Genomic DNA, 17,000 nt, shown 5'->3' on the forward strand with positions numbered 1-17,000 from the left:
CGGTCCTTGCGAGGGTGGCGAAGACGGGCTCAGTGCGCGGCAGCGGCTGCTGCGCGCTCGCGTTCGCCCTGCGCGGCCGCGGCGGCCTCGGCCGCGCGCACGCTGGGCCGGGCGCCGCAGCGCGCCAAGTAGGCCTCGAGGTTGGGCCAGCGCCGCGTGTCGATGGCATGCGCGCGCGTCCACATGGCGATCGTGTAGCAATGCGCGTCGGCGATGGTGAAGGTGTCGCCGGTCAGGTAGTCGCGGCCCGCCAGCCGCTCGTCGACCCACTGCAGCTTGGCCTCGACGATGCCGCGCGCGATGGCCTTGTACGCGGGCGGCGTGACGGCCTTGAACAGCGGCATGAAACCGCCCTTGTGCAGATCGGCCGCGATGAAGCTCATCCACTCCAGCACGCGGTAGCGAGGCAACCCTGAGGCGGGCAGGAGCGTGTTGCCGGGGCACTGGTCGGCCAGGTACTGCATGACGATGCAGCCCTCGCTCAGGTGCTGGCCGTCCGGCATCTCCAGCGTGGGCACCGTGCCCTTGGAGTTGACGCTGAAGTAGTCGCGGCCGTCGGCCAGCCGCTTGGTCTTCATGTTGACCCACTCGAGGGCCAGCGGCAGCTGCAGTTCGCGCGCGACGATATCCACCGCGAGCGAGCAGCCGCGGACTTCGTGATAGAGCTTCATGGTGTTCTCCGGAATGGAAGGGCGCCGGCGGCTCAGGCTGCCGGCGGGGTGGCGAGCTCGTCGCGCTCTGTGGCCAGCGCCGCCTGCACGCTGGGGCGCGCGCCGATGCGCTGCAGGTAGCCATGCAGGTGCGGCCACTGCGCCAGGTCGATGGCGTGCAGCTCGGCCCACATCACGATCGTGAAGCAATAGGCGTCTGCCGCGGTGAAGCGCTGCGCGTGCAGGAACCTTCGAGCGGCGAGCACCCGGTCTAGCCAGGCGAAGCGGCGCTGCAGGTTCTCGATGGCGATGACACGGTAGGCAGGCGGCGTGTTGGCGCGGAACAGCGGCGTGAAGGTCTTGTGCAGCTCCGAGCTCATGAAGCTCATCCACTCCAGCACGCGGTATCGCTCCATGTCGAGGGTGCCAGGCAGCAGGTGGCCGGCCCCGTGGCGGTCGCACAGGTACTGAATGATCACGCCGCCCTCGGTGAGGAACTGGCCGTCGTCCGTCTCCAGCGCCGGGACCTGGCCCTTGGGATTGATGCGATGAAGATCGCTGCCGTCCTTGAGCCTCTTGGCCCGCACGTCGACCCAGACGAGCTCTAGCGCGACGCCGATCTCGCGCGCCACGATGTCGACGGCCAGCGCGCAGGTCCTGGGAGTGAGATAGAGCTTCATGGCAGGAAAGCGCCTCGCGGGGACGGAGGTGCGCGCCTGCAACTCGGCAGGCATAGGACGAAGGCTGATCCGGGCGCCGCTGCGGTGCCCACTCGCCGCTCGTGCAGCGTTCTGGTGCAGCGGCGCCCTGTTGTGTTGCATAGGATCGAAGACATGTTCATAAAATTACTTCTATGCGATAAATATGCCATCGCACCAACGTGTGCGTGTCAGTAGAAGTACTCGGATAGTTGACATACAGACTGGGAAGGCGAGAGTTTCAATGACTTCCTGGTGCTCATTTTCCTTGTGTAGAGACTGGATAATCTTTTTATCGCTATGCAGTAATGAACCGAACGACTACTCCCCTCTGCCCTGGAACACTGATTGCTTGCTCCCGTATCACATGGGCGAAAGTCGATCATTCGGGAAACTACCAGGAGCCAAAATGATTGCTGTATTTTGCTTATTCGACAAAACAGCATATGATTTGGCGACCGACAAGTGATCGGCGTCGTTATTCGTCCATTGCCGCCCAGGTACGTCCCCCTCTGGTTCCTGGTGTCGGTCCCGTCTTCGCAGGGGTACCGAGGAATCGCGCAATGAATAGAAAGTCCGTTCTGCAGGTCTGTGGTGCCGTCGCCTTGGCGGCGGCATGTGGACTGGTGTCGCCGCTGGCTTCGGCCCAGGGCAGCTGGCCCTCGCGGCCGATCCGCATCGAAGTGCCCTACCCGCCGGGCACAGGTCCCGACGTCATGGCCCGGCTCGTGGGCGAGGGGCTCTCCAAGGAGCTGAAGACCTCCGTCGTGGTGGAGAACAAGGCCGGGGCCAACGGCATCATCGGCACGGCCGAGGTGGTGAAGGCGCCGGCCGACGGTTACACCTACCTGCTGGTCGACCGGCTCACGCTCACCGTCAACCCACTGCTTTACCAGCCGCCCTACGACCCGAAGAAGGACCTCGTCTCCGTCAGCAACATCGCCGACGTGAACCTGTACCTGGTCACCAGCGCGCAGCTGCCGGCCAACGACTTCAAGTCGTTCATCGCCTATGCCAAGGCCAACCCGGGCAAGGTCACCTTCGGCACGGGCGGCGTGGGCAGCGTGATGCACCTGAACATGGAGCTGCTCGAATCGGGCACAGGGGTCAAGTTCCTGCATGTGCCTTACAAGGCGCTGGCAGAGGTGATCCCGGCCATGCTGGGCGGCCAGGTCGAGGTCACCTCCGGCGGCGTCGAGGCCATGCTGCCCTACGTGCAGAAGGGCAGCTTCAAGCTGCTGGCCGTGGGCGCACCCACGCGCCAGGCCATCGTGCCGAACGTGCCGACCATCGTGGAGGCGGGCGGCTCGGACATGCTGTTGTCCACCTCCTATTCCTTCCACGCGAAGAGCGGCGTGCCGCCCGAGATCCTGGCGCGCATGAACGCTGCGCTGACCAAGGTGCTGTCGCAGCCCGAACTCAAGCGCTGGGCGGCCGATCGCGGCCTGGGCGCCGGCGCCTCCACGCCAGCCGAGCTCGACGCCCGCATCGCCGTGGACAACGACCGCATCGGCCGCCTGGTGCGCGAGCGCGGCATCAAGGTGCAGTGACGTCGGTCACGGCATTTCCCACATAGAGAAGCAACGAGAGGACATCGGCGATGACTGAGCAGACTGGCGCGCAGGCCCTGTGGGCGGCGCTCTCCGGCGAAGGGGTGGACACCTGCTTCGCCAACCCCGGCACGACGGAGCTGGACCTGGTGCGCGCGCTGGAAGGCCAGGATTCGATCCGCTGCGTGATCGGCCTGCAGGAGAACGTCTGCACCGGCGCGGCCGACGGCTACGGCCGCATGCTCGGGCGGCCCGCCGCCACGCTGCTGCACCTGGGCCCGGGCTTCGCCAACGGCATCGCCAACCTGCACAACGCGCGCCGGGCGCGCACGCCGATCGTCAACCTGATCGGCGACCACACCAGCTGGCACCTGCCCTTCGATGCGCCGCTGACCTCGGACATCGAGTCGCTGGCACGGCCGGTGTCGGGCTGGGTTCACCGCATCGCCAGCACGGCCGATGCACCGCGCGCAGCTGCCGAATCGGTGCGCCAGTCGCTGGCCAACGGCGGGCAGGGCGCAACGCTGATCTTCCCGGCGGACTACCAGGCCGATCCGCTGCAGGGTGCGTCGGTCGCGGCCGACGCCCCGGCGCAGGCCGCGGCATCAACCGCGCCCTTCGACATCGCCGCCTGCGCGCAACGCCTGCGTTCGGCGCGCCGCATCGTTTTCCTGCTGGGCGGCGGTGGCGAACTGGGCGGGCTGGGCGTGCGCGCCCAACGCGCCGCCGCGCGGCTGTGCGCACTGCTCGGCGCCACGGCCTATGCCGAAACCTTCCCGGCCCGCGCGGAACGCGGCCAGGGCCTGCCGGCGTTCGACCGGCTGCCTTACTTTCCCGAGCCGGCGCGCGCCGTGCTCGACCCCGCCGACCTGGTGGTGCTGGCTGGCGCACTGCCGCCCGTCACCTACTTCGGCTACGCGGGCCATCCCAGCCGGATGGTCGATGCGGACCGCCTGCTGAGCCTGGGCGAGCCCGGCCATCCGGTGGCCGAGTCACTTGAGCAACTGGCCGATGCACTGCAGGCCCCCGCGTTCGAGGCGCCGGTGCATCCGCTGCCGGCCGAGCCCACCGGCGTGCTCACGCCCGCGGCCATCGGCGCGGTGCTCACGCGTGCACTGCCCGAAGGCGCCATCGTCTCGGTCGAAGGCGGCACCTGCGGCTATCCCTTCTATGCCGCGTCGGCTGCTGCGGCGCCGCACACGACGCTGACCAACACCGGCGGCGCCATCGGCCAGGGCCTGCCCGTGGCGGTGGGTGCGGCCATCGCCTGCCCAGGACGGCGGGTGGTGGGGCTGCTGTCGGACGGCAGCACCCAGTACACGATCCAGTCGCTGTGGACGATGGCGCACGAGCAGCTCGACGTGGTCGTGCTCATCGCCGCCAACCACCAGTACGCCATCCTGCGCAACGAACTGCGCCGCGGCGGCGCCGCGCTGGGTGCGCGCGCAGAGGCGCTCACCGCGCTCGACTCGCCGCGCATCGACTGGGTGGGGCTGGCGCAATCCTATGGCGTGCCGGCCACGCGGGCCGCCACGGCCGAAGAACTCTCGGTCCAGCTGCGCGACGCCTTCGGGCGCCGCGGGCCGGCCCTCATCGAAATGGCGCTCTGAGCCGCACAGGCAGGCGCCTTTCCCATCCAAGGAGCAATCGAACATGGATCTCAGACTCAAGGGCAAAGTGGCCGTGGTGACGGGCGGCAGCCTGGGCATCGGCCGGGCGGTGGCGGAAGCCTTCGCGGCCGAGGGCGTGCGCGTGGCCATCGTGGCGCGCAGCCAGGGTGCACTGGAAGAAGCCGCGAGAGAAATCACCGCCAAGACCGGGGTGGAGGTGCTGGTCACCCCCGCCGACGTGAGCGACACCGCGCAGGTGCAGGCCGCGGTTGACAAGGCGGCGGCGCACTTCGGCCGCATCGACATCCTGGTCAACAGCGCAGCCCATCCGGGCGGCCTGGTGCGCAGCGAGATCGAGAACGCCGATCCCGAAGGGCTGCTGCAGGACATCGACATCAAGGTGGTCGGCTACATGCGCTTCGCCAAAGCCTGCGCCGCCCACATGCGCAAGGGCGGCTGGGGCCGCATCATCAACATCGGCGGACTCACCGGCCGCGGCAGCAAGCAGCTCTCGGGCATGCGCAACGTGGCCGTGGCGCACATGACCAAGACCCTGTCGGACCAGCTCGGCCCCTCGGGCATCACGGTCAACGTGATCCACCCCGGCGTGGTGGAGACCCCGCACATCCACGAGCTCTACGCCAAGGAAGCCAAGCTGCAGGGCCTCACACCCGCGCAGGTCGAGGCGAACTATGCGAAGGCCACCCCTATCCGCCGCGTGCTGCAGGTCAACGAGATCGCAGACGCAGTGCTCTTCCTCGCCTCGGACCGCGCGGCGGCCATCACCGGCGAATCCATCGCGGTCGACGGCGGCATCACGCGCGGCATCTTCCTCTGAGCCATCCATCCAAGGAGTCACAGACATGAACGGAACCATTCTCGTGGGCACGGCAGGGCAGGGCATCCTGCGCAGCGTGGACGATGGCGCCACCTGGCACCGACTGGGCCTGAAGGAGGCCATCGAATTCGACGGAACGGTGCGTGCGCTGGCCGTGGACCCGTCGGACCCCAGCCGCGTGCTGGCGGGCGCCGACGTGGGCATCTGCCTGTCGATCGACGGCGGCGCGCACTTCCAGCGCATGGCCTCGCCAGCCGATGGCCAGACCGTGTGGGCCCTGGCCTTCAGTCCGCTGGATCCGCAGCTGGTGTTCGCGGGCACGGGCGCACCTTCGCGAGCGCGCATGTACCGCTCGCGCAACGGCGGCCTGAGCTGGCAGCTGCTGGACGTGGAACTGCCCGAGTTCTGCTCCGGCGTGCACCGCCCGCGCATCCTCACCATCGCCTTCCACCCGCAGCGCGCCGGCGAAGCCTGGTTCGGCGTGGAAGAAGGCGGCGCCTGGCGCACGCGCGATGCGGGCGACAGCTGGGAGCGCATCGACACGCCCGGGCGCGGCATCAACAACTCCGACATCCACGCGATCTCGGTGCTGCCGGCCACGCAGGATGCGCCGGCCAAGCACGTCGTGGTCACCGTCAACTCGGTGTGCGAAAGCATCGACGACGCCCGGAGCTTCGTCTGCCATCCGTCCAAGGACCGCTTCGACGGCCTTTACTACACCCGCACCGTGCAGCCCCTGGACGCCGAAGGCCGCGAACTGCTGCTGGCCCTCGGCGACGGCACGCCGGGCTCGCGCACGCGCATCTACCGCTCGGCCGACCGCGGCGAGACCTGGGCGCCGACGCTATTGAACACCGCGCCCAATTCCACCGTGTGGGCCTTCGGCTCGCACCCGAGCGACCGCGGGCTGCTCTTCGCAGGCACCAAGTACGGCCACCTGCTGCGCTCCACCAACGGCGGGCGCAGCTGGTTCAAGGAGTGGCGCGACTTCAGCGAGATCACCTCGGTGGCTTGGACGCCCTTCGTGGCGCCGGTTCACGCGCATCCGCAGTCCATCCACTGAAGCACGGAGGCCGGCCATGAACACCCGCAACCCCTCGCACGCCGACGGCACCGGCAGCACTGTCGCAGAGGTCCGTCCGCGCATCCGCCGCACGCACCTGGCGCTGTTCGTGAAGGACCCCTTCGCCTCCGCCCCCTGGTACGAGGAAGTGCTGGGCATGCAGGTCACGGCGCGCGGAGCGCGATGGGTGTTCCTCTCCTTCGGGCAGAAGCACCACGACATCGCGCTCATCCAGGTGGACGAGCCCGAGGCCGCCAGCCGCGGCACCGTGAACATGCAGCACTACGGCCTGGAGATCGAGGGCGGCCTGGACGATCTGCGCCGGCTCTACGGCATGTTGCTGCGCAAGAACGTCGAGGTGGTCAAGACCACCGACCACAAGGTGGGCTACGGCCTGTACTTCCACGACCCCGACGGCCACCGCTTCGAGTTCTTCCTCGAGCTCGTCCACGACGACGAGGAAGCCAAGCGCCTGCTGGGCGAATACAACGCGCCCAGCAACGCCCTGGACCTGCAGCCGCTGTGAGCGCAGCCCGCTGCACATCCATCCCATTCACACCCATTCCTGAACACGATCATTATGAGCACCCCCGACCTCCGCGCTTTCCACATCCGCAAGTGGTACCTCCAGATCGAGGACACCCTGGCCGGCGAGACCGGCGCACCCGCCGACGGCGAGCCGCTGCGCAAGATCGTCATCGCCGCCTGCCTGCGCAACCCGTTCGCGGGCCGCTACGTCGAAGACCTGTCGTCCTGGATCGCGCCTTCGCCCGAGCTGGGCAAGGAGTTCGGCCGCCGCATCCGCGAGGCCGCGGGCGGCCAGGCCATCGAGAGCTACGGCAAGGCCTGCCTGGTGGGCATCGACGGCGAATACGAGCACGGCAACGCGCTGCTGACCAATCCCGCCGCCAACCCGGTGCGCGAAGGCGTGGGCGGCGGCAAGTCGTGGGTGCCATCCACCGGCAAGCGCGGCGGGCCGGGCACCGTCATCGACATTCCGCTGGCGCACAAGGACGCGCTTTACGTGCGCTCGCACTACGACACCGTCTCGGCCATGTTTGGCGACGGCCCCAATCGCGACGAGGTGGTGCTGATCTGGGCCTTCGCCACGCGCGGGCGCCTCAACGCGCGACTGGGCGGCCTGAAGGCCTCCGAGATCAAGGGCGAGGACGGCCTCGTCTGAGCGCCGCCGGAGAGCCGCACATGAAACGCCGAGACTACCGCCTGAGCCACGACGGCCTGGGCTTTCACGTCACCGAATGGGGCGAGCCCGATGCCTGGCCGGTGTTGATGCTGCACGGTATCCGCGGCTACGCCGAGACCTTCGCGGGCGTGGCGGCCGCGCTGCAGCCCGGTTTCCGCGTCATCGCCTTCGACCAGCGCGGCCGCGGCGAGACCGACTGGGACCCGGATCACAACTACTACACCGACACCTACGTCGCCGACGTCGAGGCGCTGGTGGCGCAGATGGGCCTTCAGCGCTTCGACCTGCTCGGCCATTCGATGGGCGGCATCAACGCCATCGTGTATGCCGCACGGAATTCCGACCAGATCCGCCGCTTCGTGATCGAGGATGCCGGCCCCGGAGCCTCCGGAGCCAGCGATGGCGGGACCCGCATTCAGAAGGAACTTGCGACCACGCCGGCGACCTTTGCGACCTGGGACCAGGCCGCCGCGTTCATGCGCGCGCTGCGTCCCACGGTAACCGAAGAGGCGCGTCAGCAACGGCTGCAGAGCATGCTCAAGCCCATGAGCGGCGGCGGCTTCACCTGGCGCTACGACCACGCGGGCATCGCCGCCACGCGCCTGAACCCCGACCCCACCCGCCAGGTGGACCTTGCCGCCTGCGTGAGGCAACTGCAGTGCGAGACGCTGGTGGTGCGCGGCGGCCGCTCCGACTACCTGCAGCCGGCCATGGTCTCGCACATGCGGGCCCTGAACCCGCGCATCGCCGCCGTCGAGATCCCCGATGCCAGCCACTATGTCCACGACGACCAGCCGGTGCTCTTCGCCGAGGCCGTCACCACCTTCCTGAAGCGGCCCGAGGCGGCCGCACCGGGCCAGTCCCATCCATGATCCACGAACTCAGAACCTACACCCTCGTGCCCGGCGGCGTGCGCGACTACCTGCGCATCTACAACGAGTGCGGCCGCGAGCTGCAGACCCGCACGCTCGGGCAACTGGTGGCGCTGATGACGCCGGAAAGCGGCGACATCAACCAGCTGGTCTTCCACTGGGTCTTCGACAACCTCGACGAGCGCGCACGGCGCCGTGCCGCCCTGATGGCCGACCCGGCCTTCGCGGAATTCCGCAAGCAGGTGCGGCACCTGCTGGTGCGCCAGGAGAGCCGGCTGCTCTCGGCCGCCTGAGGCGCTCGCGCAGGCCGCCGTTTCAGTCCCAGTCCCAAGGAGTTTTCATGAGCGCTTCCGTGGAAGCCCCCGTCCTCATCATCGGCGCCGGCCCGGTCGGCGTGACGCTGGCCAACCTGCTGGGCACCTACGGCGTGCAGACCCTGGTGGTCGAGCGCAGCACGGCAGTGTTCGACTTTCCGCGCGCCGTGGGGCTGGACGACGAGGCCCTGCGCACCTTCCAGGCCACCGGCCTGGCCGAGGAGATGCTGCGCGACATGATCCAGAACGTGCCCATGCGCATGTACACCGCGCGCAAGCAGTGCTTCGCCGAGATCCTGCCCAGCACCCGCGAGTACGGCTGGTTCCGCCGCAACCTGTTCTCGCAACCCCTTGGCGAGAAGACGCTGCGCCGCGGCCTGGCGCGCTTCGAGCACGTTCAGCTGCGGCTCGGCCTGGAGCTGGTGGGCCTGGTGCAGGACGAGGCAGGCGTGACCGCCACCCTGCGCGACGAGTCAGGCGCCGAGCATCAGGTGCGCGCCGCCTACGCGGTGGGCTGCGACGGCGGGCGCAGCGCAGTGCGCGAGATGCTGGGGCTGTCCTACGAGGGGCGCACCCACCCGGCCAAGTGGGTGGTGATCGAGTGCGACCAGGATCCGCTCGACGCTCCCTACACCGCGCTGCACTGCGAACCCGATCGCCCCTATGTCTGCCTGCGTCTGCCCTACGGCCTGCGGCGGTGGGAGTTCATGCTGTTTCCCGGCGAAGACGGCGAGCAGATGCTCGCGCCCGACAAGGTGCGCGAACTGCTGGGCCGGCATGTGGCCGACCCGGCGGCGCTGAACGTCATCCGGGCACGCGTCTACACGCACAACTCGCGCGTGGCGGGCAACTTCGTCTCGGGGCGCGTCTGCCTGGCGGGCGATGCCGCGCACATCACGCCGCCGTGGATCGGCCAGGGCCTCAACGCCGGCGTGCGCGATGCGTTCAACCTGGGCTGGAAGCTCGCCTGGATCCTCCAGGGCCGGCTGCGGCCCGAGCTGCTGGACAGCTACCACGACGAGCGCCATGCCCATGCCAAGGCAATGATCGACCTGGCCGACACCTTCGGCGCTGTGCTGTCGCAGCGCAACCCGTTGCTGGCCTGGGCGCGCGACCGCTTCTTCATGGCGATCCGGAACATTCCGAAGGTGCGCGACTACGTGCTGCAGATGAGGTTCAAGCCCATGCCGCGCTTCGCGAAGGGCATCGTGCGCAACAGCGGCGTGGCCGCGCGCGACGCGCTCGTGGGCCGCATGTTCATACAGCCCAACGTGGAGCGCGAGCGCGGCCTGCCACAGAAGCTCGACGACGTGGTCGGCGCGCGCTTCGCGCTCTTGAGCTGGCGCTGCGATGCGCTGGCGGGCGTGCCCGCCGCGCTGCACGCGCAGCTCGCCCGGCTGGGCTGCGACCACTACGTGGCCGTGCGCTCGCGCAGCATGGGCAACGAGGCCGGCTCGCCATTGCCCGGGCAGCTCACGGGCACGATGATCGAGGACCTGGAGAACACGCTGCACTTCTGGTTCCACGGCAAGGACGTGGACTGGGTGCTGATCCGCCCCGACCGCTTCATCGCCGCCGTCGGCCGCCGGGCCGATGCCGCGGCCGAACTGGGCAGCTTCTGCGAAGCCGTGCTGGCCCCCGACGACGCGGTGCTGCCGCAGCGCGCAGCCAATCAATCCCTCGTGCAGCCCGAGGCCCTGGCGGCCTGAAACCTCGCGCAGACCGCGCCCGAACACCCGCGCCGCGGCGCCCTCTCACCATGTATCCAGAACTCTCGCTCTACATTGCCGGCCGCTTCATCGGCGCGCAGGGCCGGCGCACACAGGCCGTGCACGATCCCGCCACGCTGCAGCCGCTGGGCCTGCTGCCGTGGGCCGAGGCCGAGGACGTCGAGGCCGCCGTGCAGGCCGCCCATGCGGCCTTCGCGGGCTGGCGGCGCGTGTCGCCGCTGGAGCGCTCGGACCTGCTGCGCCGCGTGGCCGTGCTGGCGCGCGAGCGTGCGCCGGAGATCGGCCGCGCCATGACGCTGGACAACGGCAAGCCGCTGGCCGACGCCGTGGCCGAGGTGCTGAACGCCGCCGAGCACGTCGAGTGGCACGCGGAGGAGGGCCGCCGCGTCTACGGCCGCGTGGTCCCAGGGCGCCAGCCGGGCGTGCGCCAGTTGGTGGTGCGCGAGTCGGTGGGTGTGTGCGCCGCCTTCAGCCCGTGGAACTTTCCCTTCGGACAGGCGATGAAGAAGGCCGCGGCCGCCATCGCGGCTGGCTGCCCCATCGTGCTCAAGGGGCCGGAAGAATCGCCCAGCGCGCTGGTGGCCATGGCGCGGCTCTTTCACGATGCGGGCCTGCCACCGGGCGTGTTTAACCTGCTGTGGGGCGTGCCGGCGGACATCTCGCGCCAGCTCATCGAGTCGCCGCTGGTGCGCGTGGTCTCCTTCACCGGCTCAGTGCCGGTGGGCCGGCAGCTGGCCGCGCTGGCTGGCCAGCACATGAAGCGCATGACGATGGAGCTGGGCGGCCATGCGCCGGTGCTGGTCTTCGACGATGCCGACGTGGACGCCGCCGTGGCCTTGCTGGCGCGGCTGAAGACGCGCAACGCCGGCCAGGTCTGCGTGTCGCCGACGCGCTTCCATGTGCAGTCGGGCGTGCACGACCGCTTTGCCGCAGCCTTCGCCGCTGCGCTGGGGACGGTGAAGGTGGGCCACGGTCTGGAGGATGGCGTGCAGATGGGCCCGTTGATCCACGAGCGCCGCTTCCAGGCAGTGCAGGCGCTGGTGGACGACGCCCGCACGCGCGGCGCAGAGCTGCTGACGGGCGGCGGGCACATCGACGGGCGGATTGGCGGGCCCACCGGAGTCAGAGGCCACTTCCACGCGCCGACGCTGCTAACCAACGTGCCCGCCGATGCGCGCATGATGCACGAAGAGCCTTTCGGTCCCGTTGCCGCGCTGTCGCGCTTCGACACCGTCGACGAGGCACTGCAGCAGGCCAATGCATTGCCCTTCGGCCTGGCGAGCTATGTGTTCACCCGTTCGCTGCAGACCGCGACCCGTGTGGGCGACGGCCTTGAGGCCGGCATGGTGAACATCAACCATTCAGGCATGGCGCATCCGGAGCTGCCCTTCGGCGGTGTGAAGGACAGCGGCTTTGGCAGCGAAGGCGGCACGGAGTCCTTCGACAGTTTTCTCAGTACCAAGCTCATCACTCAGATCTGAATCGGAACCCCATGCTGACTCTCGACGACCCCTCGCTGCTACGCGAGCAATGCCTGGTGGCGGGCGAATGGATATCCGCCGAGCGGACCATCGCCGTCACCAACCCCGCCACCGGCGCGTTGATCGGGCACGTGCCACGGCTGGACGCCACCGCCACGCGGCGTGCCATCGAAGCGGCCGATGCTGCCTGGCCGCAGTGGCGCCGCCGCACCGCGCACGAGCGCTCGGCCATCCTCGCGCGCTGGCACGCGCTCATCCTGCAGAACCAGGAAGACCTGGCGCGCATCATGACGGCCGAGCAGGGCAAGCCGCTGGCGGAAGCGCGCGGCGAGATCGCCTATGCGGCCTCCTTCATTCAGTGGTTCGGCGAAGAAGCCAAGCGCGTGTATGGCGAGACTATTCCTTCGCCCGTCGCCTCGCAGCGCATCGTGGTCGTGCGCGAGCCTATCGGCGTGTGCGCAGCCATCACGCCATGGAACTTCCCTGCGGCGATGATCACGCGCAAGGCCGGCCCCGCGCTCGCGGCCGGCTGCACGATGGTGGTCAAGCCTGCGAGCCAGACGCCGCTCACGGCACTGGCACTGGCGGTGCTGGCCGAACGCGCCGGCGTGCCCGCGGGCGTGCTGTCGGTGGTGACCGGATCCGCCGGCGACATCGGCACCGAGCTGGCGACCAACCCCGTGGTGCGCAAGCTCAGCTTCACCGGCTCCACCGAGGTGGGGCGGCTGCTGATGCAGCAGACGGCGGCCACCGTCAAGAAGGTGTCGATGGAGCTGGGCGGCAACGCGCCCTTCATCGTCTTCGACGACGCAGACCTGGACGCGGCGGTCGAGGGCGCGATCATTTCGAAATTCCGCAATGCCGGCCAGACCTGCGTGTGCGCCAACCGGCTCTACGTGCATGCCAAGATCTATCACACCTTCGCCCAAAAGCTGGCTGAGGCCTTGCAGTCGCTGAGGGTAGGTCAAGGTGATGAGGAGGGTGTGCGCATCGGCCCGCTCATTGACGAAGCAGCGGTCCGTAAGGTCGAGGAGCACCTGAAGGATGCAACAGAAAAGGGTGCGCAGGTCATCGTCGGTGGAAAGCGGCACGTGCTTGGCGGCAGCTTCTTCGAGCCCACTGTGGTCGTGGGCGTCACGCAGGAGATGCGTGTCGCGCGCGAGGAGACCTTCGGCCCGATCGCACCGCTGTTCCGCTTCGTCGATGACGACGAAGTCGTGGAGATGGCCAATGACACCGAATTCGGCCTGGCGAGCTACTTCTATTCCCGCGACATCGGCCGCGTGTGGCGTGTCGCCGAGCAATTGGAGTACGGCATGGTCGGCGTCAACACCGGTCTCATCAGCAACGAGGTCGCGCCCTTCGGCGGTGTCAAGCAGTCGGGACTCGGCCGCGAGGGATCGCAGCACGGTATCGAAGACTACCTCGTGATCAAGTACATCAACATGGCCGGCATCTGACGAATGCCGGCTGCAGTCCAACCACAACTCTTGGAGCTTATCTTGTCCCAGACCCGCCAACCCGGCCATCCGATTCATCCTCTGTTCACCGACCGCTGGTCACCACGCGCCTACAGCGGAGAGGCGATCAGCACGCCGGAACTGCTGACCGTGCTGGAGGCCGCCCGCTGGGCGCCTTCGGCCTACAACGCCCAGCCTTGGCGCTTCATCTACGCGCAGCGAGACACCGCGGCCTGGCAACCCATCTTCGATGCGCTGGTGGAGTTCAATCAGGGCTGGGCGCAGCGCGCCGCGGCACTGGTGGTGGTCGTGTCGGCCAAGGACGCGACTTTCCCTGGCCAGACCGAAGCAGCCCCGAACCCCTGGCACGCGTTCGATGCCGGTGCCGCCTGGGCCAGCCTGGCCTTCCAAGCCACGCTGTCTGGCTGGTCGGCCCACGGCATGGCCGGCTTTGACGCGGACGCGCTTCGGGCCGCAGTGAATCTGCCGCAAAGCTATGCAATCCAGACCGTGGTGGCCATCGGCCGGCGCGCGGACAAGGGAGTGCTTCCCGAGGCGCTTCAGGCTCGCGAGGTACCGAACGATCGTCGCCCGCTGGCGCAGTCGGCCGCCGAGGGCCATTTCAGCTTTGGCTCGTGACGCTTACTGTCCTGGCCTGCTTGGCGACCTTCGCCTTCCTCGGCGGCACGTTCTCCGCGCTTGCGCAGCCGGTCTATCCGAGGGAGCGGTCGGCTGGGGCTCTGGTGGTGCCCTTAGTGCCGGGCGCGGGCCGATGCAAGCCATCAAATGGGAACTATCGAGACCAACCGGCTTGTCCTGAGGCCCTTCACTCAGCGAGATGCCGCGGATCTTTTCGAGTATCTGCATGAGCCAGCAGCCAGCTGTTTTCTTTGGCTTGCGCTCGTCGACATGAATGATGCCGAGCGCGGAGCGGCGAGGCGAAGCGCGGACGACAAGAGTATTGCGGTGTGTTTACGTGCATCCGGCAAGCTCGTTGGTGATCTGTTCGCTTAGCCAGAAGGGGACACCTTCTCCGTCGGCTGGAACTTCAATACTGGCTTCGGCGGAAGGGGGTACGCGTATGAAGCTGCCGTAGCGTTGCTCACTCATCTTTTTTCAGAACGGGCTGCGCGTCGGCTTTATGCCTATGTGGAGGACATGAACGCGCCCTCCCAGCGGCTTTGCGAAAAACTTGGCATGCGAAAAGAGAGGGTTTTCAAGGAGTTTGTCTCCTTCAGGAACGATGGTGGCGGAGTTCAGATCTTTGAGAACACCATGCAGTACGCCATTCTTCGGCGCGAGTGGCTGTCCCGGGGCGCAGCCCCGCATTCCGTTTTGCTTCCATGGCCGCCGATTCATGACCTGCTGGAAGACGATCGAGGCCATGGCGGGCTAGAAGGTGGCGCGGGCAGTCAGTTGCACGGTCCTCGGTGCCCCTAGCAGCCAGGTCGAATCTGATCCGGACACCGCATAAGAGCGATTCGCCAGGTTCCGGATCGTCAGCATGAACCGCAGTGCGGCGGAATGCTCGTAGGTCAAGGAGGCGTCGGCCACCGTGTAGCTGGGCAGCCTGCCCGAGTTCGCAGCATTGGTGAAGCGGGCACCGACGTACCGCAGACCCGCGCCAACTCGCCACTGGGAAGCGAAGCGATAGGTGGTCCAGAGATTGGCGATCCGCTCTGGAACACCGATTGGCACATTCCCGTCGCGCAACACCGCCGCGCCCGCGCTGACCTCGTTGAAGTCCTTGTAGCGGGCTCGCAGCAACGCGACGTTGGCGTCGATGTTCCAGCCGGACGCAGGCTGCGCGGCGAACGCCAGCTCGAATCCGGTAGAGGACTGGCGCCCGATCTGCTGGGTGACGCTCGGATCGTTGGGGTCGCGCGAGAGCAGGTTGCGCTTGTCGATCCGATAGGCTGCAGCGGTCCATTCGCTATGAATCGCGGGTAGCAGACCCTTGACACCAACCTCCACCTGCCGTGCGCGGGTCAGGTCGAAGGCCGTGACACCGCCGGGTAGGGAAAGTGCGCCGCTCAAAGGGTCGGTGCCCGTGGCGTACTGGCCGTAGAAGGACAGCGCGTCGCTGGCCGTCCAGACCAGGCCGATTCGGCCCGTCGTGGGAACGTAGGATTTGCCTCGGCGCTCGGCTGTGCGCAAGTTGCTGTCGTCAAGCTTAATTCGCTCGTTCCGAAGGCCGCTCACTAGCTTCCATCGCGGGGTCAGGTCCAGGGCGTTCTCCACGTAGAGCGCAGTCACCCGCAGCTTGGCCTGCCGCCCGGGCGTGGTGGGATCGGGGCTGTCGAATGCGCCATGGTCGAAGGCGTAGGAATCCACCGAACTCTCGCCCCGGTAAGGTGAATTGTTGGTATGCACGAGCTTCGTGCTGTACCAGTCCGCGCCGGCGACCCATCGGGAGGGAAGCCCGGCAACAGAGCCATTCACGCTCACGTCAAAACGGTTGCCGGTCTGCTGCAGGGCGTGAAGAATCTCCAGATAGTCTTCGCGGATGACCGAGCCGCCGGTGCGGTCGAAGGCATAGGATTCGGCGTTGCGCCAATGGCGGTCCGAGGTCACGTGATAGGTCTCGTTGCGCAGCCGGACTTGCGGGCTTGCCTCGTATTCAACCTTTGCACGCCAGAGTCGGTCGTCGTAGCGCACGACCGCATCCGATACGTTGTAGTTGATGCGCTTGACGCTGTCGTCGAGTTTCTTGCCGCGCAGCGGTGTGCCGAAGTATCGCGCATCGGCGTTCACGCCGCCATCCAGCGAGAACGTGGCCATCAGGCTGGGGGTCGGTCTGAGGGACAGCGCCAGTGCATAGTTGCGGCGCTTCATGTCCTCCAGTGCCCGATAGCCATCGCTGTGCTCGGTGTCGAGATACATCGAGTAGGCGGTAGCGTCATTGATGGGACCGCGCAAGCCGATCCCGCCTTGCAGCAGTCCATGCGAACCCGCCGCCAGGAACGCCTCGCGATGCGATCGATCCCAAGCGGGCTTGCGCATCACATAGTTCACGGCGGCGCCGATGGCCCCATCGCCGTACAGCACCGATGCAGGCCCGCGCAGGACTTCGACCGATGCCAGAGGCCACGTGGAGAACGGATAGGTGACGGTTCCCGCGGCGACGGCCTGGCGCATTCCGTCGACCAGTTGGACGACGGAGTTGTGTCCGACGAAGCCCCGCGCGACCAGGGCGGTGCCGCCGTTGCCCGGCGCCGGCGACTCGGTGATGCCTGGCATCCGCACGGCGGCATCCTGGGCGCGGGTTAGATTGCGGTCGGCGATGTCTTCCGAGCTCATGACGCTGACGCTGGCGGGAGTCTCGCGCAGCGTAAGGCTCAGACGCGAGCCCACCTCTTGCTCGGCGTCCAGTCCCAGCGAGCTGCCGGGCGATACGCGCTCGCCGTTGACCTCCACCGTGCTCAACGTCACTGCGGGCGCGGAGCCTTCCTGCGCGAAGGTGCCCGCGCTGCTCAGCAGCAGCGTCAGACTGATGATTCGCATGTTGTCTCCACTGTTTTGTCGAGATT

The 17,000-nt window shown here is 67.8% G+C and carries 15 protein-coding genes and 1 pseudogene; 13 read left to right on the forward strand and 3 right to left on the reverse strand.

What is annotated here, in order from left to right:
- Nucleotides 1–29: 29 nt before the first annotated feature.
- Together gstA (ACTJLF_RS08485) and gstA (ACTJLF_RS08490) are read right to left on the reverse strand one after the other, a co-directional pair.
- Entirely contained in the window at nucleotides 30–671 is a 642-nt protein-coding gene (gene gstA, locus ACTJLF_RS08485; protein WP_440882855.1) for a glutathione transferase GstA, read from the reverse strand.
- Between the two features lie 32 nt (nucleotides 672–703).
- Nucleotides 704–1,330, reverse strand: a complete 627-nt coding sequence (gene gstA / locus ACTJLF_RS08490) for a glutathione transferase GstA (RefSeq protein WP_440882856.1) — start codon at nucleotides 1,328–1,330, stop codon at nucleotides 704–706.
- A 581-nt stretch (nucleotides 1,331–1,911) separates the two neighbouring features.
- Here gstA (ACTJLF_RS08490) and ACTJLF_RS08495 point away from each other — a divergent pair.
- The 13 genes and pseudogenes from ACTJLF_RS08495 to ACTJLF_RS08555 form a co-directional block, all read left to right on the forward strand.
- Nucleotides 1,912–2,898 (forward strand): Bug family tripartite tricarboxylate transporter substrate binding protein, encoded by a 987-nt coding sequence (locus ACTJLF_RS08495; protein ID WP_440882857.1) that lies wholly within the window; start codon nucleotides 1,912–1,914, stop codon nucleotides 2,896–2,898.
- Between the two features lie 50 nt (nucleotides 2,899–2,948).
- Entirely contained in the window at nucleotides 2,949–4,508 is a 1,560-nt protein-coding gene (locus ACTJLF_RS08500) for an acetolactate synthase large subunit (protein WP_440882858.1), read from the forward strand.
- Nucleotides 4,509–4,551: 43 nt separating this feature from the next.
- On the forward strand, nucleotides 4,552–5,346 hold the full coding sequence (locus ACTJLF_RS08505) for an SDR family NAD(P)-dependent oxidoreductase (protein WP_440882859.1): 795 nt from the start codon (nucleotides 4,552–4,554) through the stop codon (nucleotides 5,344–5,346).
- Nucleotides 5,347–5,371: 25 nt separating this feature from the next.
- On the forward strand, nucleotides 5,372–6,409 hold the full coding sequence (locus ACTJLF_RS08510; protein WP_145761144.1) for a WD40/YVTN/BNR-like repeat-containing protein: 1,038 nt from the start codon (nucleotides 5,372–5,374) through the stop codon (nucleotides 6,407–6,409).
- 16 nt (nucleotides 6,410–6,425) lie between these two features.
- Nucleotides 6,426–6,935: a VOC family protein gene (locus tag ACTJLF_RS08515; protein ID WP_440882860.1), complete on the forward strand. Its 510-nt coding sequence runs from the start codon at nucleotides 6,426–6,428 to the stop codon at nucleotides 6,933–6,935.
- Between the two features lie 54 nt (nucleotides 6,936–6,989).
- The gene (locus ACTJLF_RS08520) at nucleotides 6,990–7,592 is read left to right on the forward strand and encodes an amino acid synthesis family protein (RefSeq protein WP_440882861.1); all 603 of its coding nucleotides are present in this window, start codon (nucleotides 6,990–6,992) and stop codon (nucleotides 7,590–7,592) included.
- 20 nt (nucleotides 7,593–7,612) lie between these two features.
- Nucleotides 7,613–8,485: an alpha/beta fold hydrolase gene (locus ACTJLF_RS08525; protein ID WP_440882862.1), complete on the forward strand. Its 873-nt coding sequence runs from the start codon at nucleotides 7,613–7,615 to the stop codon at nucleotides 8,483–8,485.
- Nucleotides 8,482–8,778, forward strand: a complete 297-nt coding sequence (locus ACTJLF_RS08530) for an NIPSNAP family protein (protein WP_440882863.1) — start codon at nucleotides 8,482–8,484, stop codon at nucleotides 8,776–8,778. Before ACTJLF_RS08525 ends, ACTJLF_RS08530 begins: the two co-directional genes overlap by 4 nt.
- 47 nt (nucleotides 8,779–8,825) lie before the next feature.
- Nucleotides 8,826–10,508: a bifunctional 3-(3-hydroxy-phenyl)propionate/3-hydroxycinnamic acid hydroxylase gene (locus ACTJLF_RS08535; RefSeq protein ID WP_440882864.1), complete on the forward strand. Its 1,683-nt coding sequence runs from the start codon at nucleotides 8,826–8,828 to the stop codon at nucleotides 10,506–10,508.
- 50 nt (nucleotides 10,509–10,558) lie between these two features.
- Nucleotides 10,559–12,010, forward strand: coding sequence for an NAD-dependent succinate-semialdehyde dehydrogenase (locus ACTJLF_RS08540; protein ID WP_440882865.1), 1,452 nt, complete (start codon nucleotides 10,559–10,561; stop codon nucleotides 12,008–12,010).
- An 11-nt stretch (nucleotides 12,011–12,021) separates the two neighbouring features.
- Entirely contained in the window at nucleotides 12,022–13,470 is a 1,449-nt protein-coding gene (locus tag ACTJLF_RS08545) for an NAD-dependent succinate-semialdehyde dehydrogenase (RefSeq protein WP_440882866.1), read from the forward strand.
- A 39-nt stretch (nucleotides 13,471–13,509) separates the two neighbouring features.
- Nucleotides 13,510–14,109: a nitroreductase family protein gene (locus tag ACTJLF_RS08550; RefSeq protein ID WP_440882992.1), complete on the forward strand. Its 600-nt coding sequence runs from the start codon at nucleotides 13,510–13,512 to the stop codon at nucleotides 14,107–14,109.
- Nucleotides 14,110–14,556: 447 nt separating this feature from the next.
- Nucleotides 14,557–14,910 (forward strand): annotated as a pseudogene (locus ACTJLF_RS08555) (GNAT family N-acetyltransferase); the annotation flags it as partial.
- Here the strand turns inward: ACTJLF_RS08555 and ACTJLF_RS08560 are convergent.
- Complete coding sequence (locus ACTJLF_RS08560) at nucleotides 14,863–16,974, reverse strand: TonB-dependent receptor (RefSeq protein WP_440882867.1); 2,112 nt, start codon at nucleotides 16,972–16,974, stop codon at nucleotides 14,863–14,865. The pseudogene ACTJLF_RS08555 and the gene ACTJLF_RS08560 sit on opposite strands and share 48 nt — an antisense overlap.
- Nucleotides 16,975–17,000: the final 26 nt, after the last annotated feature.

Origin of the sequence: Variovorax sp. 22077 (assembly GCF_052044195.1) — a bacterium.
Lineage (GTDB): Bacteria > Pseudomonadota > Gammaproteobacteria > Burkholderiales > Burkholderiaceae_C > Variovorax > Variovorax atrisoli.